Below are 23,437 nucleotides of genomic sequence, written 5' to 3'. Positions count from 1 at the left end.
TCCGGGGCTTTCTTTATATTGGCGTTGGACTTACTCGGCCGCTTCGGGCGCGTCCCCATCGGTTTTTGGTGCTTCCTCAGTCGCAGGTGCAGCTTTGGGCTTGCGCGGCGCACGCGGTTTACGCGGCGGCTTTTCCTTTTTCTCAGGGGCCTGAGCAGCTTTTTCTTTGCTCTCAGGGGTCTCGACCAACCCGCTTTCCGGCGCAGGTTCAGGCGCGCTGAAATCCATCACATCGGGCTGCGGCGCCTCGGCCGGATCGGCCTGACGGGCGGCTTCGCGTTCCTGACGCTCGGCGCGTTCACGGTCGCGTTCGGCCTGGCGTTCTCGGTTCTGGCGCTCCTGCTCTTCGCGGCGCGCTTCGATCTCGCGCTGTGCCTCGCTCAGCATCCGCAGATAGTGCTCAGCATGCTGCTGAAAGTTTTCAGCCGCCACACGGTCGTTGGACAGCTGTGCGTCGCGCGCAAGCTGGTTGTATTTGTCAATGATCTGCTGCGGCGTGCCACGCACCTTGCCCTCGGGGCCCGAGCTGTCAAAAACCCGGTTTACGACGTTGCCGCCGGAAGGACGATTTCGGTTGTTCTTGGCCCGCGAGCGGGATTTGGAAGATCTCATCTTACTTTACGTCAGCCTTATCAATTCGCTGCCGATCAACCCGTACCTTACGCTGCTCAGAGGCCTGTCCCGTAACGTGTCATCGGCTTTTTTGGGCTTGGCGTCAGGGGCGCGCTGAAGCAGCGTCAACCTCTCCGACTTTTCCTGAGTAAACATGTCCTGCCGCCTCAGACAAGAGGTTTCTGGGATATTTCGCAGCTTTTTTACAAAGAGCGGCGCTTTTCGGCCTCTAACGCTGCGTTCAACCCGGGATTCTGCCCAAAACAACACGGTCGCGCCCATCCAGATCAGGGATGACCCGGATATCCGACAAGCCAGCGGCGTCGAACAAGGCCGACACGTCCTTGGCCTGTGTCGGCCCGATTTCAACCAGCAAGCGCCCGCCCGCCATCAGGAAATCAGGTGCACCCGCCGCGATCCTGCGATAGGCGTCCAGCCCGTCCCCTTCATCGGTCAAAGCCATGCGCGGTTCATGCTCGCGCACTTCGGGCGACAGATCCTGCATCTCGGAAAGCGCGATATAGGGCGGGTTCGAGACGATGAGGTCAAACTGCCCCTCAATCCGCTCGAACCAATCCGAGCGCACAATCTCGGCCCGGTCTTGTACATTGTGCTGAACCGCGTTGGCGCTGGCCTGTAAACAGGCCGCTTCGCTCAGATCTGCACCCAGGCCCGTGGCACTGGCGCGTTCGGCCAGCAGCGTCACCAGGATGCAGCCTGAGCCGACCCCGAGATCGAGAACATGGTCAAATGGCTCGCTCAACGCGGCTTCGATCAGCGTTTCGGTTTCCGGGCGCGGGTCCAGTACATCGCGGCTGACGCGGAAGTTGCGACCGTAGAACTCACGTTCTCCTAGAAGATGCGACACAGGCACCCGGATCGCGCGCAGGGACACTAGTTGTTCATAGCGTTCGGCGATGTCGGGCGACAGCTCCTCGGGTGCGATCAGAGTGACGCGGCTGGCCTCGATTCGGGCCGCATGGGCCAGCAAAACCCGCGCGTCGCGGGCCGGGTCATTGACACCGGCAGCGCGCAGGCGGGCTGTTGCGGCAGCCATTGCCTTGGCGGCGGTCAGGGCCGCGATCATTGTGCCATCTCGGCCAGCAGCCGGGCCTGATCATCCGCGGTCAGAGCGTCGATCACCTCATCCAGATCGCCCTGCATGACATGATCCAGCTTGTAGAGCGTCAGGTTAATGCGGTGATCCGTCATCCGGCCTTGCGGGAAGTTATAAGTCCGGATTCGCTCGGACCGATCGCCCGAGCCGACCTGACTGGCCCGATCCGCCGAGCGTTCGCTGTCGATCCGCTGACGCTCCAGATCATAGAGGCGTGTTTTCAGCACCTGCATCGCGATCTCGCGGTTGCGGTGCTGCGATTTCTCGGAGCTGGTCACCACGAGACCGGTCGGCAAGTGGGTAATCCGCACGGCCGAGTCGGTGGTGTTCACGTGCTGCCCCCCGGCGCCGGAGGACCGCATCGTATCAATGCGGATGTCATTGGCGTCGATCTGGATGTCCACATCCTCAGCCTCGGGCAGAACCGCGACCGTCGCCGCCGAGGTATGAATTCGCCCGCCGCTTTCGGTTTCGGGCACGCGTTGCACCCGATGCACGCCGGATTCGTACTTCATCCGCGCAAAGACGTTGTCGCCCTTGATATGGGCAACGACCTCCTTGATGCCGCCAAGGTCCGAGGCCTGTTCTTCGATGATCTCGAACCGCCATCCCCGCGCCTCGGCATAGCGCTGGTACATGCGCAGCAGGTCCCCGGCGAACAACGCTGCCTCATCCCCGCCGGTGCCAGGACGGATTTCAAGCATGGCCGGGCGCGCATCCGCTGCGTCCTTGGGCAGCAGCGCCAGTTGTAACGCATGTTCGGCCTCGGGGATACGGGACTGAAGCTGGGGGATTTCCTCCTCCGCCAGTTCCTTCATATCCGGGTCGGCCAGCATCGCCTCGGCCTCAGCCAGATCCGAGACCAACTGACGCCAGGACAGGATCTGATCGACCACCGGTTTGAGGTCGGAGTACTCTTTGGCCAGGGTCGCAATATCCCCGCCCGAGGCGCCATCAGCCATGGCGGCTTCGAGGTATTGGAATCGCTGGGTTATCTGCTCAAGGCGTTCTTCGGGGATCATCCGGCGGGTGTCTCTTAATCTGGGGCTTTGGTCAAGGGCCAGCCTTGTGCTAAGGTTCCCGGCATGAAGGGGTTGGTTTTCATTTTATCGCTGTTCGCACTACCTGCCATGGCCGACTATGTTGGGCCGGATGGCAAGGTTCGCGATTGCTACTGCACCGACAAGTCAGGCTCGCGGATCGAGTTGGGGCAAATGATCTGCCTGCAGGTTGATGGCCGGATTTTCACCGCGCAATGCCAGATGTCATTAAATGTGCCGATGTGGCGCGAGGTGCAGGAAGGATGCCTGTCCTCGGATTTGGATTGGCCCGATCTGGATCAGACCCTCAAGACATCCGCGTCCTAAACGCCTACATCTGCGCCAGCCAGTCATCAACGCGGGCCTTGTTCACCCCGAAATCTTTGCGACCAAAGCGCAAGCGGCCATGGATTCGCAACACGTCTCCGTCCTGCTGGACTGTGGTGTAGTCGGGAAAGCCGATAATCTTGGTGCGGGTGATATAGGTGATCCGCCCTTCACCCACCGACCCAGCAAGAACTGTTGTACGCGGCGCGTTGCGGGCAATGGCATCCAGCGCCGCAAGCCCCTCTGGCCCGGTTTCGACCACGCGCAGCACGCCGCCTTGCAGATCCTGGTTGGTCCTAGCCTGAGGGTCAGTGTGCCAGTCCGCCGGATCGGAGGGCGCAAGTCGGATATAGGCCCCTAGGGCGATCACCAGACCAACAACACCCAAAATCAGCATGCGTTTCATTCCGTCCCTGTCCTTTTGCTGAACCCTATGCGGAACAGATGCAGTTTCAAGGCGAACCCGGCCAGCTACCGTGACGTCACACCGGGCAGGATGCACAGAAGCTCGAACAGAAGGTTGGCCGCCGTCAGCGCCGTATTCCCCGACGGGTCGTAGGGCGGGGACACCTCCACCAGATCGCAGCCCACCACGTTCACCCCTTGCAGCGCGTGGATCAGCTGCAGGGCTTGCGGGGTTGTCAGCCCTCCGATCTCGGGCGTGCCGGTGCCGGGGGCGTAGGCCGGATCCAGACTGTCGATGTCATAGGTGAAATAGACCGGGTGATCGCCGACCGTCTTGCGGATTTGCGAGCCGATCTGTGTGAGGTTCTGCTGCCACAACTCCCACGCGGGGAATTGCTGGAAGCCCCAGCCCTGCGCCTCGGTAAAGTCGGTGGAGGCATAGCCCGAGCCGCGAATGCCGATTTGAAAGGTCTTGTCGGGGACAATCAGCTTTTCCTCATAGGCGCGGCGGAAGACGGTGCCATGGGTCTCACGCTCGCCGAACATCTCGTCGTTTACGTCCGCATGGGCATCCACATGCACAAGGGCGACCGGCCCGTGTTTGGCGGCAATCGCGCGCAGGATCGGCAGGGTGATGGAGTGATCTCCGCCCATCGCCACAGGGATCACATTCTGCGCAAGGATACCGTCATAGCTGTCTTTGATGATCTTGAGGCTTTCCGACAGCGAGAACGTATTGATCGCCAGATCGCCGATATCCGCAATCTGCAACGTATCGAACGGGGCCGCGGATGTGGCCATATTATAGGGCCGGATCATCGCGCTTTCACTGCGGATTTGCTTGGGTCCGAACCGCGTGCCCGACCGCCACGACGTGCCGATATCCATCGGTATCCCCAACAGCGCCACATCCAGCCCAGTCAGCGAGGTCGCCTGCGGCAGCCGCATGAACGTGTTCGGCCCGGAGAACCGCGCCAGATCATTGCCGCTGATTGGTTGATTATACTCAGTCATTTGGTTCCTCGAACTGCCCAAGCGCTTTGCTTACGACCCTTTAAGAAGGTCCTTCAGATTTTCTGAAACATCATCATTTATTGGATAAGAAAAGCTTAACGACATCTGTGCGTCTTCATCAAAATCCCACCTTGCATAGACCACAGCACGGCGTCCTTTGTCACCTCGGGGGTGGCTCTGCCAAACCATAAATGCCGGCCATGCCTCTAAAACACCTTCTGGGTCGCGGGCCAGATGTGGAAACTCTCTCTCGACAAAATCGGAGGCTCGCTCATCCATCTCCTTTGCAGACCGTGGATCTAACGCGCGTAGCGAATCCGATACCATACATTCTCGTCGAGTATAGTGTAGCAACATCACAGATTGAGGATCGGCCCAAGCATAGCCGCCTACCGGTTTCAACAAAACAAGTGCTTCTTCTGGCGCAATGAAACGCCCCTCTGCGAATGGCACACAGTACGTTTCAAAGAGATCAAACGCTGACTGAACACGATCGATGGGTTGGTGAAAATAACCACGTCCGAAATAGCCTATAGGCGCGCCAATCATGACTATACAGCACCAGGTAAGTGCCTTTTGGAGCTTCATACCAACCGGTTCCACCCCAGCAGACAGATGATCTGCGTGGCCACATGAGCGCCTGCAATCGCCGTCGCCCCTGAAGTGTCATAGGGCGGAGAGACCTCGACCACATCTCCGCCCTTGATGTTGATCCCGGCGATGTCGCGCAGAATGATCTGCGCCTGAATCGAGGATAACCCGCCCCAAACGGGCGTGCCGGTCCCCGGCGCAAAGGCCGGGTCCAACCCGTCGATATCGAAACTCAGATAGACGGGGCGGTCGCCGAGAATGGATTTGATCTTCTGCGCCACAGCAGCGGGGCCGGATTCGTAGACCTCGCGCGCGTCGATGATGTTGACGCCCAACGTGTCCTCGTTGCTGGTGCGAATACCCACCTGAACCGAGCGCTTCGGGTCCACGATCCCCGATTTCACCGCTTTGTAGAACATGGTCCCGTGATCGACGCGGGACATATCATCGTCCGCCCAGGTATCCGTATGCGCATCGAACTGCAGCAAGGACATCGGGCCGTATTTCTCCGCATAGGCTTTCAGGATCGGAAAGCTGATATAGTGATCGCCGCCCAAGGTGACCGAGGCCACATCAGCCGCCAGAATCGTGCGGATATGATCGGTCAGCGTGTCGGGAAAGGCCGGAATATTGGCGTAGTCATATGCCATATCGCCATAGTCGACGATGGCCAGCTCACTCAGCGCGTCGAAGGGCCAGCCATAGGGGGCGTCGGGCGATTGCAGCGCACTCGCCTCGCGGATTGCGCGGGGGCCCAGCCTTGTGCCGGGGCGGTTCGTTACCGCTTGGTCAAAGGGCACGCCGGTGACGGCAATATCCACGCCCTTCAGATCCTTTGTATAGAGTCGCCGCAGAAACGAGGTCGCGCCGCCAAAGGTGTTCTCATAGGACAGGCCCTTGAGGTCGGGGTTGGTAAAGGCCTCATCAACCTGATGTTTTGCGTCTTCCAGTGCCATGTCTTGCCCCCTCAGCCCAGCGGCTGCGCCTTTTCCACGATCCGGGCAAAGAACGAGGCCCCGACCGGTGCGATATCATCGTTGAAGTTGTATTTCGGGTGGTGCAGCCCGGCGCCCTCACCCTGACCCAGAAACAGATAGGCCCCTGGACGCGCCTGTAGCATGTATGAGAAATCCTCGGCCCCCATATCGCGGCCCATATTGTCGACAACGCGGTCGTCCCCCGAAACCTCGCGCGCCACATCCGCGGCAAAGGCCGTTTTCTCGGCGTCATTGATCGTCGCCGGATAGCCGATCTGATAGTCCAACTTCGCCTCAACCCCGTATGAGGCCGCCTGCCCCGCCACGATCTGCTCCATCCGCTCGATCACCATCTTCTGAACAGTTGGATCAAACGTGCGCACGGTGCCGTTCAGGTAAGCCGTGTCCGGGATAACATTGTTCACCGTTCCGGCGTGAATCTGCGTGACGGAAATCACCAGATCCTGCACCGCATAATGGTTCCGGCTGACAATCGTCTGGATCGCCTGCGCTATCCCGCAGGCCGCCATCACTGGATCCTTTGTCTGGTGCGGCAACGCTCCGTGGCCGCCCTGCCCTTGCACGTGAATCTCGAACGTATCCACAGCCGCCATCAGAGGCCCGGCGGTCGTGTAGAAGGCGCCCTCGGTGTTTCCCGGATCGTTGTGAATGCCATAGACCTGAGAGATATCGAACCGGTCCATGATGCCTTCCTGCACCATCACATCCGCGCCACCGCCTTCTTCTTCGGCCGGTTGAAAGATCAGCGCCACGCGGCCCGCGAAATTCCGCGTCTCGGCCAGATAGCGCGCAGCCCCTAAAAGCATCGTGGTGTGCCCGTCATGCCCGCAGGCATGCATCTTGCCGGGGTTCTTCGAGGCGTATTCAACGCCCGTCTCCTCGGGGATCGGCAGCGCGTCCATATCGGCCCGCAACCCGATGGTCGGGCCGTCGCCCTCTCCGTTGATGATCGCCACCATCCCGGTCTTGGCGATCCCTTCGTGCAGCTCATCCACCCCGAACTCGCGCAGACGCTCGGCCACGAAAGCGGCAGTCTCGTAGCATTCGAACTCCAGTTCAGGGATCGTGTGCAAGTGCTGGCGCCACTTGGCCATATCGGCGGCAAAATCGGCAATTCGGTTGACGACGGGCATCTGGGGTGGACTCCTGATCGGGACTGCGGAATGGATGCATCTGACACCGGAACGAAAGGGTTCGCAATGGCTGAAAATCCTCTGATCCATGACAGCGATGCGGGTATCGAGCGCCTGCTGGAAATCATGCGCCGCCTGCGCGACCCGCAAAGCGGTTGTCCGTGGGACATCGAACAGGATTTTGCCACCATCGCCCCCTACACGATCGAGGAAGCCTATGAGGTCGCCGACGCCATCGAACGGCAGGCCTATGATGAGCTGAAGGGAGAACTTGGCGACCTTCTCTTCCAATCCGTATTCCACGCGCAAATGGCTGAGGAAGCCGGGCATTTCACCTTTCAGGACGTGGTCCGCACCATGTCAGACAAGATGGTCAGCCGGCACCCGCATGTGTTCGGTGACGAATCGCGTGAAAAGTCCGCCGACCAGCAAACCAAGGATTGGGAGACCATCAAGGCTGCTGAACGCGCGGGCAAGGAACAGAAAGGCGCGTTGGACGGTGTGGCCACCAACCTGCCCGCACTGCTGCGCGCACATAAGCTGCAGAAACGGGCCGCGCGTGTGGGATTCGACTGGCCCGATGCCAGTCACGTCCTCGCCAAGATCACCGAAGAAGCCGCTGAGTTGGAGGAAGCGCGTAACGCCAAGGACGCCGACGCGCTCGAAGATGAATTCGGCGATCTGCTGTTCGTGATGGTCAACCTCGGACGGCATCTGGGGATCGAACCCGAGGCTGCCCTTCGCCGCACCAACGCCAAGTTCACCCGCCGCTTTGAACAGGTCGAGGCTCGTCTGGCCGCGCGTGGCAAAACCCCTGCACAAAGCGATCTGGCCGAGATGGACGCGCTATGGGATGAGGTGAAGACCGAGGAACATCGCGCCAATGGCAAACTCCCGCCAGTTGGGACCTGAATCAGGTGGACAAGTCGCGTGACACTTGCGACTGTCCGACCTTCACGCCCCCCGGAGACTCCAATGCCCCGCAAGATCATCATCGACACCGACCCCGGTCAGGACGACGCCGTCGCCATTCTTCTAGCGCTCGCCAGCCCCGAAGAGATCGAGGTGCTGGGCATCACTGCCGTCGCCGGAAATGTGCCGCTTGAACTGACCGCCAAGAACGCGCGTATCGTCTGTGAACTGGCCGGTCATACCGAGGTGCCGGTCTATGCCGGATGCGACCGTCCGCTGAACCGCCCTCTTATCACGGCTGAACATGTGCACGGCAAAACCGGGCTGGACGGTCCCGTTCTGCCGGATCCACAGATGCCTTTGACCGAGGGCCACGCAGTCGATTTCATCATCGAAACCCTGCGCACGCAGGACCCGGGAACGGTCACGCTCTGCCCGCTGGGGCCGCTGACGAACATCGCGACGGCCTTCCGGAAGGCACCCGATATCGTCGACCGGGTGCTGGAAATTGTGCTGATGGGCGGTGCCTATTTCGAGGTCGGGAACATCACGCCAGCCGCAGAGTTCAACATCTATGTCGACCCTGAAGCTGCTGATATCGTGTTTAAATCTGGCGCTCATATTGTCGTCATGCCTCTTGATGTGACCCATGACGCTTTGGTTACACCGCATCGCAATGACGCATTCAGATCGCTGGATAGTAAGGTCGGTCATGCCGTCGCTGAAATGACCGATTTCTTCGAGCGCTTTGACAAGGAAAAGTACGGCTCGGAAGGCGCACCATTGCACGATCCCTGCGTTACCGCCTATTTGATTCAGCCGGAACTCTTCTCGGGTCGCCACATTAATGTTGAGATCGAAACCAAGTCAGAATTGACGCTGGGTATGACAGTCGCTGACTGGTGGCGTGTAACAGACCGAAAACCGAATGCTATGTTCATGGGCGGCGTGGACGCCCAAGGATTCTTCACCCTCCTCACGGAAAGGCTAGCCCGCCTATGACCGCCGTTTTAAGACTGGCTCGCCCCGAAGATCTTGACCGCCTGATGGGGCTTGTCTCTGCGTTCCACGCCGAACAAGGGATCGCACAGGACCCCGACCAACGGCGCGAGGCGCTTATGCCTTTGCTTGAGGGCATCCCCCATGGCTGCATCTACCTGATTGGCCCGGGTCGCGCGCCTTTGGGCTATATCATCCTGACCTTCGGTTGGTCGGTAGAGTTCGGTGGCATGGATGGGTTCGTGGACGAAATCTACATCCGCCCCGCCGTTCGTGGACGGGGCATCGCGACCGAGGTCCTGCTGGAACTGCCCAAGGCCCTGGCCGAAGCCGGGCTGACCGCCCTGCACCTTGAAGTCGACCGCACGCATGAGGCGACGCAGAAACTATATCTGCGCACCGGCTTCAAACCACGCGAGCGCTACATGCTGATGAGCAAAGCGCTCTAACGCGACTCGCCCCGGAAAACCACATTCGGGTTATAGTACATCTCCTGTACTGGATCGTCGGAGGAGACCTTTTGCCCTGTGATCGGATAGGTCCCGGGCCCTGCACAGGCCGCCAGAAATACAGTGCTGAGAACTGTCGCTACGAGAAGGAATTTCGAACCAGTCATGGTGTGCTCCTTTCTGTAATGACTTCAGTATAGAACACGAAACCGTGAGCGCTGTGTGATTAAGTTCACACATAACATCCGTTAACCCGCTAAATACCTGCAAATAAGGCGAATTCTCCTAGCCAGAAGAATTCAAAGTCGCAATCGTCTTTTTGCTATCAAAAAGGCCCTCTTTCCGGGGAAAGAGGGCCTCTAACAGAGTTCAGAACCGGGTTTCAGATCACCGTTTCAGGATCGACGCTCCGGCATACTCCGCAACTTCACCCAGCGATTCCTCGATACGGATCAGTTGGTTATACTTGGCCAACCGGTCCGAACGCGCCAGCGATCCGGTCTTGATCTGACCGCAATTGGTCGCCACGGCCAGGTCGGCGATGGTGGCATCCTCGGTCTCGCCCGAGCGGTGCGACATCACGTTGGTATAGCGCGCGCGGTGGGCCATATCGACGGCGCGTAGGGTCTCGGTCAGCGATCCGATCTGGTTCACCTTGACCAGCATCGAGTTGGCGCAACCACGCTCGATCCCTTCGGCCAGACGTTCCGGGTTGGTCACGAATAGGTCGTCGCCGACCAGTTGCACCTTGTCACCGATCGCGTTGGTCAGCGCTTTCCAGCCATCCCAGTCGTCTTCGGACATACCGTCTTCAATCGAGATGATCGGATAGTCATTGACCAAGGTCGCCAGATACTCGGCGTTTTCCTCTGAGGTCAGCGAGATATTCTCACCCGCCAGCACATATTTGCCGTCCTTGAAGTATTCGGTCGCGGCGCAATCCAGCGCGAGGTGAATTTCCTCACCCGGCTTGTAGCCCGCTTTTTCGACCGCCTGCAGGATGAAATCCAATGCCTCACGGGTCGACGCGATGTTGGGGGCAAAGCCACCTTCGTCGCCCACTCCGGTGGCCAGACCGGCAGCCGACAGCTCACGCTTGAGTGTGTGGAACACCTCGGAGCCCATGCGGACCGCCTCGCGGATATTCGCGGCCGAGGTCGGCATGATCATGAATTCCTGAATGTCGATCGGGTTGTCGGCGTGCTCGCCCCCGTTGATGATGTTCATCATCGGAACCGGCAGGACGCGGGCCGAGGTACCACCGACATAGCGATACAAGGGTTGCGTGGTGAAATCCGCCGCCGCCTTGGCCGTCGCAAGCGAAACACCCAGAATAGCGTTTGCGCCCAAACGACCCTTGTTCTCGGTCCCGTCCAACTCGATCATCGCCTGGTCGATGGCGACCTGTTCGGTCGCGTCAAAGCCTACCAGCTCCTCGGCGATCTCGCCGTTGACGGCGGCAACGGCCTCGAGCACGCCTTTGCCCATGTAACGCGCCTTGTCACCGTCGCGTTTTTCAACCGCCTCATAGGCGCCGGTGGAGGCACCCGAGGGCACAGCCGCGCGGCCCATTGTGCCGTCTTCCAGAATCACGTCGACCTCGACCGTCGGGTTGCCCCGGCTGTCCAGGATTTCGCGTGCGTGAATGTCGATGATGGTACTCATGAGGGCGGTCCCTGTGGCTGCATTCCGTTGCACGCGTCATAGCAGCACGGAACCAAAAGTAAACCATTTCCGTTATCGCTAACACTTATATTCTCGGCCCTTTAGGGCTAACAGCGTCATGTTTGCGCCAACAGGGTTACGCCGCGGCCAAGGCCATTTCGCGCGCCAATTTGCGTTCGCGTAGAAAGGTATACAGGCCCGAGCCGATGATAAGGGACGCCCCGGCCAGTGTCATCAGGTCCGGACGTTCGCCAAAGACCAGGACACCCGCAAGGATCGAAAACAGAAGCCGTGTATAGCGAAACGGCGTGACAGCCGAGGCTTCGCCGACGCGCATTGCAATCACGATCGCATAGTAGCCCAGAACACCGAACAAGGCCGCTCCGGCGAAAGGCCAGATCTCAGCGCTTTGCATGGCTTCCAGTGGATGGCCGCTCATGATCATTAAGGCGGCGCCGCCGACAGCCAAAGCCAGATAGGCCTGCAAGGACACCACCGCCGACGAGACCTTGCTGTCCAACCGCCGTGTTATCAGATCGCGCGCCGCCACGCCGATGACCGCAGCCACGACATAGAGGGATTCCGGGCGGAACCCTTCAAGCCCGGGACGGATGATCATTAGTACCCCGACAAAGCCAACGCCAATCGCGCTCCAGCGTCGCCAACCGACCTGTTCACCCAGAAACAGCGCTGCCCCCATGGTGACCGCTAGAGGCATTGCCTGAAACACGGCCGCCACGGTCGAAAGGTCCACAAGGGCCAGCGCCGTCACAAAGGCTACCGCAGCGACGGCTTCGGACATAGCGCGGATCATTGGTAAAAGCTGCCACGCCTCGGGTACAAAAATCCGTTTGCGGGTCGCGATGGCCATGACCAGAAATACTAAAGAACAGACCAGCCCCAGCATGACCAGAATCTGGCCCGGCGAGATGGAAGACGTCAGCTGCTTGATGAACACATCTTCAAGCGTGAATGCCGCCATAGACGCAATGACCAGCAAAATGCCGTTGACGTTGTTCATGGGTCTGTCCGTAAAGAAATGGGCGGCACCAATTGCCACCTTCTCGCTTCAGCAAAACCGTATGTATTGCGCTAAATCAAGACCTATCACATCGCGAGCGATGAATTGTCTTGTTGCCACCCATCGCGTTTGGTGATGGATCACTCAGGCTTGATGGGAACGCCATACAGCTCCAACCGGTGCCCCTTCAGGCGATAGCCCAATTTTTCCGCGATCTTTTCCTGCAGAGCTTCGATCTCGGGGTCGACGAATTCGATCACTTCACCCGATTGCATGTCGATCAGGTGATCATGGTGATCCCTCTCGGCATCTTCATAACGGGCGCGGCCATCGCCGAATTCCAGACGCTCCAGAATCCCGGCCTCTTCGAACAGTTTCACCGTGCGGTAGACCGTTGCGATCGAGATACCCGAATCCAAAGCGGACGCGCGGGCATAGAGTTCTTCGACATCCGGGTGATCCGCGCTCTCCTCGAGAACCTGCGCAATAGTGCGCCGTTGGCCGGTCATGCGAAGGCCTTTGGCCTCACAGCGCGAAATGATCGTATCCGGCATGATGCCCCTCAGAAACTACTCGGGTATCTGTCTTAGTATGTCCGCACGCGACGCGCCACAAGAATTCGACATGCCTGCGCAGATCATCCGTCACGGCGCAGATCGGCCCAGATCGGCAGATGGTCCGAGGCGATATGGGCCGGGCGATCCTCATGCACCCCATGCGCATGCACCTCGACCCCCTGCCCAAGGGCGATCCGGTCCAATGCGCCCAAGGGCTGGGCGGCGGGAAAGCTGGGGATTGGAGGCAAAAACCGCATTTCAGGCACAAGGTTATCGAGTACAGGTGAGCGCGACCATTCGTTGAAATCCCCGGCCCAGACCGTGGGCATATCCTCCAGATCCGCACCGAACTGGCGTATATGGGTGATCTGCCGTCGACGCGAGGCGGACAGCAACCCAAGATGCATGCCCATCACCCTAAGCGGCCCAATGGGGGTATCGAACTCAACCCGTACCGCGCCGCGCGGCTCGAACCCCGGCAATTCGTGATGGCCGGTTTGACGGACCGAGATCGCATCACCGCGCCAGATCACCGCATTTCCATGCCATCCCAAACTGCCAGCCCCGCCCAGATCGACGATCTGCCATCCGGCCTCATCCAACATGAACTGAGGCAGCGCGGCAGGCCGTGGCGGCAACCGTTTGTCAGCCTCCTGCAACACGACGATATCGGCGCGCATCCCTTCGAGAACCTGAAGGATGCGCTGTGGCTGACGCCGGAGATCAAGGCCGACACATTTCTGGATATTGTAGCTGCCAAGCCGCAGAACTGAGGGTATTTTCATATCGCTTTTCAGGGTCAACGGCACCGATTTGGAACCTTTGGAATGGGCGCGGTGTTGCAATTCTCAGCGCGTTCCCTCAAAGGTTTATGAGCATTACATTAAATAAGTTTACACGAAATCAAGCGGGGTTAAACTGCCGCAAAAAGGAAACTCGCCCTTGGACGTTGAATCCACATTCGCCACGATGATCATTGCCGATATCGTGGGCAGTACGCCGCTCTACAAGGCGGTGGGCGATGACGAAGCCCAGCGCCTGATCCAACTTGAGATTGACCGGTTGCGTTCCGTCCTGCAGGAGTTCGGCGGCATTCCGGTCGGACAAAAGGGCGACGATGTTCTCAGCTATTTCGAGAACCCAAGCTCGGCCTACAATGCAGCCCTGAAGCTGATCGAGCCTTCAACCCATACGCCGCTATCCGTCCACGTCGGCGTACATTGCGGCCCCATCGTGATCGGCAAGCGCGGCATCTATGGCGAGGCCGTCAACGTGACCGCCCGTTTTGCAACCGCAGCCAATCCGGGCGAGGCTTGTTTCAGCCAAGGGATCGCTGTCTTGCTGCCCGCCGAACTACGAACCACGCTTACACCGCTGGGCCAGCTTAGCCTCAAGGGGCTTACCGAGGCTCAGACAGCCTATTCGCTAATCCACCCCGAGTCTGACTCGATCATGCAGACTAGGCTGCCGCAGAATTTCGGCCGCACCGAGGAGAACTGGCAGCCCCGCGAAGGCCTGACCCTGATCCTGCGCCACGAGGACCGCGTCTGGCGCTGTCTCGGAAACGGAGAGTTCAAGATTGGCCGCGCGCCTGACTGCGATGTGGTGCTACCGCAGCCCTGGATCTCGCGCCTGCATGCGGTCCTTGCCATGAAAGCGGGTAAGCTGATCCTGACAGACCGCAGCACCTCGGGGACCTACGTGAAGTCAGAATCCGGACGCGAAATCCAACTGAAACGGGAATCGGTCATGCTGGCCGATAGTGGCCTGATCTCACCGACCCTGCCCATCGACATGTCCGAGACCTGCCTGCAATTCGAGCTGCTGGGCCGCAATCAGGTTCCGCAAAACGTGGCGTGAACTACCTCATTTGCACTGGGGGGCCGTGTTAGGTCGGGATTCTCGGGCTGATCCACAAAGGGGCGTGACAACACATCGTTCAAACGATGGAACGGGGCATAGTCCCCCGTCACCGCAGCTTCGATCATCTGCTCAACACGGTGGTTGCGCGGGATGAAGGCCGGGTTTGTCGCTGACATCACCCCGTGCGGGTCCGCCTCGCGTGACATGCGGGCCTGCCAACCCTCAGCCCAGCTATCAAACGCCTCAGGGTTCGTGAATTGGTCCCGCGCGCGCTCACCGCCCAGCGCCCTGAACGTATTGGTGAAATCCGCATGCTCCTCCGCCATACGCTTCAACAGGTCGGTGATCAGCCCAAGATCGCCCTCCTCCTCGCGCGTCAAACCCAGTTTGGCACGGAAGCGGCTCAACCACTCCTGCTGGAGCAAATCGGGCGTGGCGTGTACGATCTCTGTCGCTTCTTCGACACCGTCCCGAGGATCATCGTATTGCTGGATCAAGGCCGTCGCCAGTTGCGCCAGATTCCACACTGCGATTTCGGGCTGGTTGGAAAAGGCATAACGCCCCATCCGGTCGATCGAGCTGTAGACAGTATTCGGATGGTAGCTGTCCATGAAGGCGCAAGGACCATAGTCGATGGTCTCCCCCGCGATCGAGGAATTGTCCGTATTCATCACACCGTGGATGAACCCAACGCTCATCCACGCCGCGATCAGCTTTGCCTGCGCATCGCGAACGGCCCGCAACAGACCCATTGGCCCCTCGGCCTTTGGGTAGTGGCGCTGGATGGCATAGTCGGTCAGTTGTTTCAAACTTTCGACCTGCCTGCGCCCAGCAAAGACCTGAAATGTGCCTACGCGCAGATGGCTCTGCGCCACACGGGTCAGAACCGCCCCGGGCATCGGCCCTTCGCGGTAAACCGCTTCACCCGTTTCTACAGCGGCCAAAGCCCGCGTGGTCGGAATGCCCAGCGCATGCATCGCTTCTGAAACAACGTATTCCCGCAACACCGGCCCCAGCCATGCCCGCCCATCGCCTTGCCGCGAATAAGGCGTCCGGCCCGAGCCCTTTAGCTGAATGTCACGGCGAATCCCGTCTTCGCCCACAGTCTCACCCAGCAAAACCGCGCGCCCATCACCGAGCTGAGGATTATAGGTCCCGAACTGGTGACCCGAATAAAGTTGTGCCAAAGGCTCTGCCCCATCGGGTACCGTATTCCCTGCAAAAGCCTGCGCCATCTCCGTGACATCTCCGGGTGAGATGCGCAAAATCCTCGCCAACCCCTCGTTGAACGCAATCAACTGAGGCTCTTTCACAGGGACCGGAGACTGCCGCGTGTAAAAGGCATCCGGCAAACGGGCGTAGGAGTTATCAAAGGGGATCGTAAGGGGCATTGTGCAAACATATGACCTTAGGCGATGATTGCCATAGCGGATCGTGTGAACCCATGCATAATCGCGCAAACCCAAAGGGCCAAACATGACCGCGCAAGAGATCATCGACCACCTGAACCTGCAAAAACACCCCGAAGGCGGCTGGTACCGCGAGACATGGCGCGCGCAAAACGAAGGCCGTGCCACGGGCACTTGCATCTATTTCCTGCTAGAGGCCAAGGAATCCAGCCACTGGCACCGCGTCGATGCCACCGAGATCTGGCTCTACCACGCAGGCGCCCCTTTGATCTTGTCGATCAGCGAAACCGACCAAGGCCCCGCCACCGACCACCTTCTCAGCCCAGACCTGTCCAAAGGCGCGCCGCAACTGATTGTTCCTGAAGACCACTGGCAAGCGGCCCGAACGACCGGAGGCTATACTCTGGTCAGTTGCACCGTCTCTCCCGGCTTCGAATTCGAAGGCTTCGACCTCGCCGTCCCCGGTTTCGACATCCCTCGCAACCGATAGCAATTGTGGATCCAAACTTCATCTGGCTAAGAATACCTCGGGGGGAGTCGCGCAAAGCGCGGCGGGGGCAGAGCCCCCAACCCCGCACCCACCTATTTCTCGGCCCGGTTCTTCAAAAGCGCTGTCAACAAGGGCACCAGCAACGCTGGTAAAGATCCCAGCGGATTTGCCCCGATACTCTTGACCGCCTGAACCACCTCGCGCGCCTCAGTGGCCATCTCTTCCATCTCGTCTTCAACGTCTGCAATCGCCATGTCGCGAACTTCTACCGCCGGGGCGATTTCATCCTCGACACTGGTCCGCCGCGCAAACAGAACCAGTAGCGCTGCTAAAACCAGGTTTCCTGCCGCCAGCACCGCTGCTGCGCCGGCGGAAGACATCAACGTTTCCAGCGCGAAAAAGATGGCAACATTCAGGGCAACCAGACCGGCCAGTGCAGCGATACCCGCCAGCACCATCAGGATCGTCTGTTGCTGCATGACCGCAAGACGACGACGCGCGATCAGGCGTTCCGTGCGATAGATCGTTACAAGATTTCTGCTAAGTCTGCTCATCTCACCCTCTCTATCTGCTGGCTCGGCCGACCACATACCCAAGCGAGAATGCAATCAGCAGAACTGTAATCGGATAGTCCTTCTGCAAACGGCCAAACTCGGCAACGACATCCTCACCCATGGCCTCGGCCCCGGATAGATCAACGCCATGCTCTTTCAGCAATCGCCGAATCTCATCGCTGGTCTTGGTCGAGGCCTTTTCTTCGGCGCCCACCTCCGCGCTCTCCTCCAACTTCGCGTTGCGAGCCCGCAGCGCCTCAAGTTCGGCTTCCAGTTCCGCTTTTGTCGCCATGAAACAAGACCTTTGTTGAAACAAGTTTACACAAGCGTTGCATATTTATGCCCGCTTTTGAACCACTTGGTCCGAGTTTCCAGCTTAGCTGGCCTGATCCACCGAGACACGGCTGACAATGCCTCCGCCCACCAGGGCCTGCACCCCCGTCGTTCCAGGGCATGAGGTCGGCAAGCCCCGCGCCACGCGGACCGCTAGATAGGCGAAGGCCTGCGCTTCTAGCATATCGCCATCCAGACCCACGGCCTCGACCGGCTCAACCGGGCAATCCAAGGAGACACGCAGCATCTCCATCAGAACGGGGTTATGCCGCCCGCCGCCGGTCACTAGCACGCGCGCCGGAGGTTTCGGGCAATGCTGCATCCCCTGCGCCACACCCGCCGCACACATCGCGGTCAGGGTCGCAACGGCGTCCGCATCGCTCAACTCCCGCACCAGTCGTACCATCTCGGCAAAGTCGTTTCGGTCCAGGGACTTGGGTGGCATGCGCGCAAAGAACGGCTCAGCCAGAAACAGCTCAAGCGCACCGGTTTCCACGGTGCCGCCTCGGGCCACTGCACCGTCGCGGTCCATTGGCTGGCCCAGACGGGCCTGCATCAGATCATCCACAGGCGCATTTGCCGGACCGGTGTCAAAAGCCAGCAACGCCCCCGGTGCCTCAGGGCCATCAAAGGACGGGTCTACATAGGTCAAGTTGCCGACACCGCCGAGGTTCAGGAAACACAGCGGCTCCTGCGCATCGATCCATTTGGCACAGGCGAAATGAAAAAACGGGGCCAGAGGCGCGCCTTCGCCCCCCAAAGCCACATCGTCACTGCGGAAATCCCAGACAACCGGCAAACCCAGCGCCTGCGCCAGACCGACGCCATCGCCCACTTGCAAGGTGCCGCGCCGACGCGGCTCATGCGCAAGGGTCTGGCCGTGAAAGCCGATCAAATCCACCTCTTCGAATTCCGACAGGGCCTCAGCGTGGGCCACTGTAACCAACTCGCCCGCGACCTCAACATCCGCGCCTTGCCATTGTCCCAAGGCGGCCCGAATCACCGCGCGTTCGGCCTCGGAATAGGCGCGATAGCCGGTTTCACCAAAGCTGAAGATCCGATGACCATCGGTTTCGACCACGGCGGCATCCACGCCATCCATCGACGTTCCGGACATCGCCCCAAGCGCACGGATCGGCCCTTGTATCTTGTTGGACTGCCGCACGGCTGCCTCCTGCCTGTATCAGACGTTGCACCTGCCTTCTGAACAATCAGAGCGTGCAACGGCGCCAACCTGCCCCGCCTATGGCAGACAAGGCAAGCGCCTTGCGCCCAAGCCGCAAAGAATTCTGCCCCAAGCGCCATGTATGCGACGCTGACCCAGGGTGTTTTTTCAGCGCAAAAGGCACCTTCCCCTTCCCCACGCCGCCGCCTATACAGTGCCCCGCAACAGTAACCCCGAGGGCACGATATGACCTACCACCCCAAATCGGATTTCATCGCCACGATGATCGAGCGCGGCTTTCTCGCCGACTGCACCGATTATCAAGGCCTTGACGACGCGCTGATCGACGGGGTTCAGACGGCTTATATCGGCTATGACGCCACTGCGCAGTCATTGCATGTGGGGCACCTGATGAACATCATGGTGTTGCGTTGGTTGCAAAAGACCGGCCACAAGCCGATTACCCTGATGGGCGGCGGCACCACCAAGGTAGGCGACCCCTCGTTCCGCTCGGACGAGCGCCCCCTGCTTGGGCCCGAACAGATCGACGCCAACATCGCCGGGATGCAGAAGGTCTTCGCCAAGTACCTGTCCTATGACGACAGCAACACCGGCGCGTTGATGCTGAACAATGCGGAATGGCTCGACAGCCTGAACTACCTCGATTTCCTGCGCGATATCGGGCGGCATTTCTCGGTCAACCGAATGCTGTCCTTCGAGTCCGTGAAATCCCGGCTGGACCGCGAACAATCGCTGAGCTTCCTGGAATTCAACTACATGATCCTGCAGGCCTATGACTTCCTTGAGCTAAACCGCCGCTATGGCTGCGTTCTGCAAATGGGCGGGTCGGACCAGTGGGGCAATATCGTCAACGGTATCGACCTGACCCGCCGCGTATTGGATCAGGAAATCTATGGCCTGACGACGCCTTTGTTGACCACCAGCGACGGCCGCAAGATGGGCAAATCGCAAGGCGGCGCGATCTGGCTGAACGGCGATATGCTGTCGCCTTATGAGTTCTGGCAGTTCTGGCGCAACACAACCGACGCTGACGTAGGTCGTTTCCTGAAGATTTTCACCGAGCTTCCGGTCGATGAGTGCGACCGCATGGGCGCGTTGCAGGGTTCCGAGATCAACGAAGCCAAAATCCGCCTCGCCAATGAGGTCACGACCCTTCTGCATGGTGCCGAAGCCGCTGCCACAGCCGAGGCCACCGCGCGCGAGGTGTTCGAAAAAGGCGGAGTTGGCGGAGACCTTCCGACCCTCACGCTCAGCGCGGATGAGCTGGGCGATGGCATGTCGATCGTGCAGTTGATCGTGAAATCCGGTCTCGCCAAGTCCGGCAAAGAAGCCAAGCGCCTGATCTCGGAAAACGGCGCCAAGCTGGACGACGCGCCGCTGACGGACGCAGGCCTGATGATTGACGCAGGCGCGCTTTCCTCTCCGATCAAACTGAGCGCGGGAAAGAAGCGCCACGCGCTGGTTCAGCTGGGCTGATCTTTCTCGTTTCCGGGCGCAAACACCTGCGCCCGGAGCGCCTTATTTCGTCGAAGCCCAAATCTATGCTAAACTGCTGACTATTGAAGCGTTTTAGTATGATTTGAACATGGTAGTTGCGAACAAATTCACATCTTCCCGCCGCGCGGACGTTGTCTTTGAAGGCGAAAAATTCTCAACTGGCGCGGATGAGGTCACCTGCATCCTGACAACCGACAGCTTGAAGCAAAAGGGAAGCTCTCCGGCTACTGGCCGTTGCGCGATTGTCGAGCGGTTCAACTCGCGCTGGGATGTAAAAGACCTGATTGATCTGGCCGCGGTGCAAAAGGCCCTGTCCAGCAAGTCGACCCTACAAAAGCTTGCAAAGGCAAATTCGGTCGACAAAATTTTGGAGCTTCTGGCGCTGACAGAAATTCAGATGCTGTCCGACTACTCGGAACTGCAGGCACAGACATGCATCAAAGGTCACATCCTGAGCGAAAAACTTGGCGGGCCCGGCACCAATGTTAATCTGACGCCCATGTCGGCCAGCTCGAACTCGACCTACTACAGTGCCTTTGAATCCATGCTGATCAAGAGCTTGCAGGACTTCAAAAAAGAAGAGAAAGCCTCGGGTTATCGGGTCCGCGTCCGGTTTCATGCAAATTGCAGCGGCGGCATGAAACCCTGGTGGAGCAGTGCGTCAAAGGAAACCTCGCGCATGTTGAGCAAACTGCCGAGAACCCTGAAAGCAAGCTGGCGGGTCGACAGTTTTTTCAAAGACGGCAAACCAGGCGAGCGGATCGCAAAGTCGAAATTACCGGCATCGGCAGCAAAGAAGATGCCTAAAGCGACTGGCGCTAAACCGGTGACCTACGCGCTGGCGCTGTAAATCTGCCGAGATGGCGCTTGTTGCAACCGGAGTTGAGTATGCTTGTGTAGGTCGCCGGATTTGGCGACCCACCCAAAGTTTAGGGACTACGTCGCGACGGGCTACTTCTTGCCCTTGCCGCCACCCTTACCGTCGCCGCCCTTGCCGCCACTTCCTTTACCATCGCCACCTTTGCCGCCACCGCCTTTGCCGTCGCCGCCCTTGCTGCCTCCGCTGCTTCCGCCATTTCCGGAGCCACCACCACCGTTTCCGGAGCCGCCGCCCTGTCCATTGTTGCCGCCACCGTTACCGGTGCCCGGCCCTGAACCTCCGTTGTTGCCGCCACCGTTTCCGGGGTTTCCGCCATTTCCATTGCCGTTGCCGGGACCGCCGTTGTTGCCGCCATTGCCTCCGTTTCCAGGGCCGTCACCGCCACCACCATTGCCGGGGCCATCGCCACCGTTACCCGGACCATCGCCCCCATCACCGGGGCCGTCATTGCCGCCTGCGCCACCGTCACCCGCCGGACCGCTTCCGCCGCCGTTGATTGGACCGTCAGACGATCTGTCCTCGCCTTGGTTCGAAGCGGCCTGCACGCTCGCCGTGGGCAAATCGGTCAGTAAAGTGGCCAATCCCGGGCATTGCGCACCTGTAACGCTTAGAGTGGTTTCGAAATCGGCCCGCCTCTGCAGACGCTCCAGAAAGCTGGGCGTAACCTGCGCGCAATCGCACAAACCTGCGTAGTCTCCGGCATTGGCGAGATCACGCGCTATTTTCCAGTTGCAGGTTTCCGGCGCGGCTGCTGCGCTTCCGACCATGAACACCCCGACAAACGGCGCAATCGCAAGCGCGCCAAGTTTTTGCTTTGTACTCTTTAACATTTCAGCACCTCCTGACGAAAAAACACCCGACCGCGTCAGGTTGTTCATTCACGAGTTGGCGATCTTCCGTGAAGCCGATCTGAAAGGTTTCTGAGGATTTCTTCAGAACCCAACGCGGGGTCCAAAGCCAAACCTATAGACAGGACGCGGCTAAACTGTTTATTGAACATATGTTCATTAACCCGCGAGGAGGCCCATCATGAACCTGTCCGACACCGCAGCCATCATCACCGGCGGCGCGTCCGGTTTGGGCGAAGCCACCGCCCGGTACTTTGCCGCACAAGGCGCTCAGGTCACGCTGCTGGATCGCGATGCCGACCGAGGCGCGAAGGTCGCCGCCGAGATCGGAGGGCATTTCAATGAGACCGATGTAACCCAAGAAGCCTCGGTCGCAGCAGCGGTCGGGCTGGCCACGGATAAAATGGGCAAGATCACCGCTGCCGTGAATTGCGCCGGTATTGCGGACGGTATCAAGACCGTCGGGCGCGACGGCCCGCACCCTTTGGACGCGTTCCAGCGCACCATCGACATCAATCTGGTGGGCAGTTTCAATGTCGCCCGTTTGGCTGCGGCTCAAATGGCCTTGAATGAACCCGATGCAGACGGGGCCCGTGGAGTCATCATCAACACCGCATCTATCGCGGCGTTCGACGGGCAAAAGGGTCAGGCGGCCTATGCGGCCTCAAAAGGCGGCGTTGTCGGCATGACCCTACCCATGGCGCGCGACCTAGCCTCAACCGGTATCCGCGTGATGACCATCGCGCCCGGCATTTTCATGACGCCGATGCTGGCCGGTCTGCCGGAAGAGGTGCAAGCCCAATTGGCCGCCGACGTCCCGAACCCACCCCGCTTGGGGGACCCGAAGGAATACGGACGCCTCGCCGCCTTCATCGTCGAGATGGGATATCTGAACGGAGAGGTCATCCGCATCGACGGCGCTCTAAGGATGCGCTAACCCTAAAAACATGAGCGAGCGACAGAAAATGGCGGCAGGTGCGTGGTACACCTGCCTCGATCCGGAACTGGAAGACTTACGCCAGGCCGCCCGTCGCGCCGTTTACGCCCACAACACATGCCAACCCGATGATCGCGGCCCCATCGCGCCCGAGCTGCGTACGCTTTTCGCCGAAACCGGGCATATGTGTTTCATCGAAGCCCCGTTTCATTGCGCCTATGGATTCAACCTCTCTCTGGGCGATCGTGTCTATTTTAATGCGGGCTGCACCGTATTGGATACCGCGCTGGTAAAGATCGGTAACGACACCATGCTGGGCCCTAACGTCCAGATTTACTGCGCCGAACACGCCAAGGACCCCGCCCTACGCGCAGACGGTCTTGAAATCGCGCATCCCGTCATGATCGGCGAGAATGTTTGGATTGGCGGTGGCGCTATAATCCTGCCTGGTGTCTCAATCGGTGACCGGGCCATTGTCGGCGCGGGCAGTGTCGTGACCAAATCTGTCGCACCCGATGAAACGGTCGTTGGCAAGCCCGCACGCCCGATCCGGGGAAGCGCATAAGACGACGCTCAAAGTCTGAGGAAAACGGGCTTCGG

The 23,437-nt window shown here is 59.6% G+C and carries 28 protein-coding genes; 10 read left to right on the top strand and 18 right to left on the bottom strand.

Going from position 1 to position 23,437, the window contains the following annotated elements:
* Window positions 1–30 precede the first annotated feature (30 nt).
* The 3 genes from ACR0C3_RS00290 to prfA all read right to left on the bottom strand — a co-directional run bounded on the left by ACR0C3_RS00290 (window position 31) and on the right by prfA (window position 2,751).
* Window positions 31–612 (bottom strand): DUF4167 domain-containing protein, encoded by a 582-nt coding sequence (locus ACR0C3_RS00290; protein ID WP_170638536.1) that lies wholly within the window; start codon window positions 610–612, stop codon window positions 31–33.
* A gap of 241 nt (window positions 613–853) precedes the next feature.
* Window positions 854–1,699, bottom strand: coding sequence for a peptide chain release factor N(5)-glutamine methyltransferase (gene prmC / locus ACR0C3_RS00285; RefSeq protein ID WP_170676218.1), 846 nt, complete (start codon window positions 1,697–1,699; stop codon window positions 854–856).
* Window positions 1,696–2,751: a peptide chain release factor 1 gene (prfA, locus tag ACR0C3_RS00280; RefSeq protein WP_170705263.1), complete on the bottom strand. Its 1,056-nt coding sequence runs from the start codon at window positions 2,749–2,751 to the stop codon at window positions 1,696–1,698. Before prfA ends, prmC begins: the two co-directional genes overlap by 4 nt.
* Before the next feature lie 63 nt (window positions 2,752–2,814).
* Here prfA and ACR0C3_RS00275 point away from each other — a divergent pair, with 63 nt between their 5' ends.
* Window positions 2,815–3,096: a hypothetical protein gene (locus tag ACR0C3_RS00275; protein WP_170373917.1), complete on the top strand. Its 282-nt coding sequence runs from the start codon at window positions 2,815–2,817 to the stop codon at window positions 3,094–3,096.
* A 4-nt stretch (window positions 3,097–3,100) separates the two neighbouring features.
* Here ACR0C3_RS00275 and ACR0C3_RS00270 read toward each other — a convergent pair whose 3' ends face one another.
* From ACR0C3_RS00270 to ACR0C3_RS00250, 5 genes are all read right to left on the bottom strand, one after another.
* Window positions 3,101–3,502 carry a DUF1499 domain-containing protein gene (locus ACR0C3_RS00270; RefSeq protein ID WP_480756579.1) on the bottom strand — a complete coding sequence of 134 codons (402 nt, stop codon included), beginning with the start codon at window positions 3,500–3,502 and terminating at the stop codon, window positions 3,101–3,103.
* Window positions 3,503–3,567: 65 nt separating this feature from the next.
* Window positions 3,568–4,515: an agmatinase gene (speB, locus tag ACR0C3_RS00265; RefSeq protein ID WP_480756578.1), complete on the bottom strand. Its 948-nt coding sequence runs from the start codon at window positions 4,513–4,515 to the stop codon at window positions 3,568–3,570.
* Between the two features lie 30 nt (window positions 4,516–4,545).
* On the bottom strand, window positions 4,546–5,103 hold the full coding sequence (locus ACR0C3_RS00260; RefSeq protein WP_480756577.1) for a hypothetical protein: 558 nt from the start codon (window positions 5,101–5,103) through the stop codon (window positions 4,546–4,548).
* Window positions 5,100–6,062, bottom strand: coding sequence for an agmatinase (gene speB, locus ACR0C3_RS00255; RefSeq protein ID WP_480756576.1), 963 nt, complete (start codon window positions 6,060–6,062; stop codon window positions 5,100–5,102). Before speB (ACR0C3_RS00255) ends, ACR0C3_RS00260 begins: the two co-directional genes overlap by 4 nt.
* An 11-nt stretch (window positions 6,063–6,073) precedes the next feature.
* Complete coding sequence (locus ACR0C3_RS00250) at window positions 6,074–7,237, bottom strand: M20 aminoacylase family protein (protein WP_480756575.1); 1,164 nt, start codon at window positions 7,235–7,237, stop codon at window positions 6,074–6,076.
* Between the two features lie 66 nt (window positions 7,238–7,303).
* Between ACR0C3_RS00250 and mazG the strand changes: the two genes are divergently transcribed.
* The 3 genes from mazG (at window position 7,304) to ACR0C3_RS00235 (ending at window position 9,597) form a co-directional block, all read left to right on the top strand.
* Window positions 7,304–8,149, top strand: a complete 846-nt coding sequence (mazG, locus tag ACR0C3_RS00245) for a nucleoside triphosphate pyrophosphohydrolase (RefSeq protein WP_480756574.1) — start codon at window positions 7,304–7,306, stop codon at window positions 8,147–8,149.
* A 63-nt stretch (window positions 8,150–8,212) separates the two neighbouring features.
* A complete protein-coding gene (locus tag ACR0C3_RS00240) occupies window positions 8,213–9,151 on the top strand; it encodes a nucleoside hydrolase (RefSeq protein WP_480756572.1) in 939 nt (312 codons plus the stop codon).
* Window positions 9,148–9,597 (top strand): N-acetyltransferase family protein, encoded by a 450-nt coding sequence (locus tag ACR0C3_RS00235; RefSeq protein WP_480756571.1) that lies wholly within the window; start codon window positions 9,148–9,150, stop codon window positions 9,595–9,597. Before ACR0C3_RS00240 ends, ACR0C3_RS00235 begins: the two co-directional genes overlap by 4 nt.
* On the opposite strand, the gene ACR0C3_RS00230 is transcribed toward ACR0C3_RS00235, so the two are convergent.
* From ACR0C3_RS00230 to ACR0C3_RS00210, 5 genes are all read right to left on the bottom strand, one after another.
* Window positions 9,594–9,764, bottom strand: a complete 171-nt coding sequence (locus ACR0C3_RS00230) for a hypothetical protein (protein WP_170466505.1) — start codon at window positions 9,762–9,764, stop codon at window positions 9,594–9,596. The genes ACR0C3_RS00235 and ACR0C3_RS00230 overlap by 4 nt on opposite strands.
* A gap of 220 nt (window positions 9,765–9,984) precedes the next feature.
* A complete protein-coding gene (gene eno / locus ACR0C3_RS00225; RefSeq protein ID WP_480756569.1) occupies window positions 9,985–11,262 on the bottom strand; it encodes a phosphopyruvate hydratase in 1,278 nt (425 codons plus the stop codon).
* Window positions 11,263–11,398: 136 nt separating this feature from the next.
* The gene (locus ACR0C3_RS00220; RefSeq protein ID WP_480756568.1) at window positions 11,399–12,283 is read right to left on the bottom strand and encodes a DMT family transporter; all 885 of its coding nucleotides are present in this window, start codon (window positions 12,281–12,283) and stop codon (window positions 11,399–11,401) included.
* A 140-nt stretch (window positions 12,284–12,423) separates the two neighbouring features.
* Window positions 12,424–12,837 (bottom strand): Fur family transcriptional regulator, encoded by a 414-nt coding sequence (locus ACR0C3_RS00215; RefSeq protein ID WP_170373928.1) that lies wholly within the window; start codon window positions 12,835–12,837, stop codon window positions 12,424–12,426.
* A gap of 83 nt (window positions 12,838–12,920) precedes the next feature.
* Window positions 12,921–13,625: an endonuclease/exonuclease/phosphatase family protein gene (locus tag ACR0C3_RS00210; RefSeq protein WP_480756566.1), complete on the bottom strand. Its 705-nt coding sequence runs from the start codon at window positions 13,623–13,625 to the stop codon at window positions 12,921–12,923.
* A gap of 157 nt (window positions 13,626–13,782) precedes the next feature.
* On the opposite strand from ACR0C3_RS00210, the gene ACR0C3_RS00205 reads away from it, so the two are divergent.
* Window positions 13,783–14,700, top strand: coding sequence for an adenylate/guanylate cyclase domain-containing protein (locus tag ACR0C3_RS00205; protein ID WP_170373929.1), 918 nt, complete (start codon window positions 13,783–13,785; stop codon window positions 14,698–14,700).
* Here the strand turns inward: ACR0C3_RS00205 and ACR0C3_RS00200 are convergent.
* Window positions 14,676–16,094, bottom strand: a complete 1,419-nt coding sequence (locus ACR0C3_RS00200; protein WP_480756564.1) for a protein adenylyltransferase SelO — start codon at window positions 16,092–16,094, stop codon at window positions 14,676–14,678. The two genes, ACR0C3_RS00205 and ACR0C3_RS00200, sit on opposite strands and share 25 nt — an antisense overlap.
* A gap of 85 nt (window positions 16,095–16,179) precedes the next feature.
* Between ACR0C3_RS00200 and ACR0C3_RS00195 the strand changes: the two genes are divergently transcribed.
* Window positions 16,180–16,602, top strand: coding sequence for a cupin domain-containing protein (locus ACR0C3_RS00195; RefSeq protein WP_480756562.1), 423 nt, complete (start codon window positions 16,180–16,182; stop codon window positions 16,600–16,602).
* Between the two features lie 92 nt (window positions 16,603–16,694).
* Here ACR0C3_RS00195 and ACR0C3_RS00190 read toward each other — a convergent pair whose 3' ends face one another.
* The 3 genes from ACR0C3_RS00190 to ACR0C3_RS00180 form a co-directional block, all read right to left on the bottom strand.
* Window positions 16,695–17,156 carry a hypothetical protein gene (locus tag ACR0C3_RS00190; protein ID WP_480756561.1) on the bottom strand — a complete coding sequence of 154 codons (462 nt, stop codon included), beginning with the start codon at window positions 17,154–17,156 and terminating at the stop codon, window positions 16,695–16,697.
* Window positions 17,157–17,166: 10 nt separating this feature from the next.
* Window positions 17,167–17,448: a hypothetical protein gene (locus ACR0C3_RS00185; protein ID WP_170664972.1), complete on the bottom strand. Its 282-nt coding sequence runs from the start codon at window positions 17,446–17,448 to the stop codon at window positions 17,167–17,169.
* Between the two features lie 84 nt (window positions 17,449–17,532).
* A complete protein-coding gene (locus ACR0C3_RS00180) occupies window positions 17,533–18,654 on the bottom strand; it encodes an anhydro-N-acetylmuramic acid kinase (protein WP_480756559.1) in 1,122 nt (373 codons plus the stop codon).
* A gap of 246 nt (window positions 18,655–18,900) precedes the next feature.
* Here ACR0C3_RS00180 and tyrS point away from each other — a divergent pair, with 246 nt between their 5' ends.
* Entirely contained in the window at window positions 18,901–20,151 is a 1,251-nt protein-coding gene (gene tyrS, locus ACR0C3_RS00175; protein ID WP_170659746.1) for a tyrosine--tRNA ligase, read from the top strand.
* A 109-nt stretch (window positions 20,152–20,260) separates the two neighbouring features.
* Complete coding sequence (locus ACR0C3_RS00170) at window positions 20,261–21,022, top strand: DNA/RNA non-specific endonuclease (protein ID WP_480756557.1); 762 nt, start codon at window positions 20,261–20,263, stop codon at window positions 21,020–21,022.
* A gap of 101 nt (window positions 21,023–21,123) precedes the next feature.
* On the opposite strand, the gene ACR0C3_RS00165 is transcribed toward ACR0C3_RS00170, so the two are convergent.
* On the bottom strand, window positions 21,124–21,882 hold the full coding sequence (locus ACR0C3_RS00165; protein ID WP_480756555.1) for a hypothetical protein: 759 nt from the start codon (window positions 21,880–21,882) through the stop codon (window positions 21,124–21,126).
* Window positions 21,883–22,081: 199 nt separating this feature from the next.
* On the opposite strand from ACR0C3_RS00165, the gene ACR0C3_RS00160 reads away from it, so the two are divergent.
* Both ACR0C3_RS00160 and ACR0C3_RS00155 read left to right on the top strand, forming a co-directional pair.
* Window positions 22,082–22,837: a 3-hydroxyacyl-CoA dehydrogenase gene (locus tag ACR0C3_RS00160; protein WP_170638478.1), complete on the top strand. Its 756-nt coding sequence runs from the start codon at window positions 22,082–22,084 to the stop codon at window positions 22,835–22,837.
* Between the two features lie 10 nt (window positions 22,838–22,847).
* A complete protein-coding gene (locus ACR0C3_RS00155) occupies window positions 22,848–23,402 on the top strand; it encodes a sugar O-acetyltransferase (protein ID WP_480756553.1) in 555 nt (184 codons plus the stop codon).
* Window positions 23,403–23,437: the final 35 nt, after the last annotated feature.

This window comes from Ruegeria sp. CK3, from assembly GCF_056536565.1.
This window is presented reverse-complemented; position numbering and strand designations above follow the sequence as displayed.